The 268-nt window shown below is 43.3% G+C and carries 1 protein-coding gene; it reads left to right on the forward strand.

Annotated features, from left to right (window positions below; genetic code table 11):
- The first annotated feature begins 34 nt into the window (after window positions 1-34).
- Complete coding sequence (locus tag FS628_RS30625) at window positions 35-238, forward strand: hypothetical protein (RefSeq protein ID WP_145326686.1); 204 nt, start codon at window positions 35-37, stop codon at window positions 236-238.
- Window positions 239-268: the final 30 nt, after the last annotated feature.

A 268-nucleotide genomic window follows, 5' to 3' on the forward strand; every position in this document is an offset into this window, starting at 1 on the left:
GAATGAGTTGTGTGAGAATGAGGATGAAGTGATCATGTATGAAGGAGTTACGATGAGGGAGCGAGACGTGATGGATGTTGGGGAAGGGTGGTGGAGGGAGAGTGGTAGGGTTAAGAAAGAAGAAGTGGAAGTGGGAGATGTTATGAGGTTTGAAGGGAAAATTATGAAGAAGAAGGTGAGAGGTAAGGCGGTTGGTTATAAAATGAAGAATGGTTGGAAGATTGAAAAGGAAGGTTAATGTGAGAATGAGGGGAAAAAACGTGGAAGA

Source organism: Paenibacillus xylanexedens, from assembly GCF_007676705.1.
Lineage (GTDB): Bacteria > Bacillota > Bacilli > Paenibacillales > Paenibacillaceae > Paenibacillus > Paenibacillus xylanexedens_C.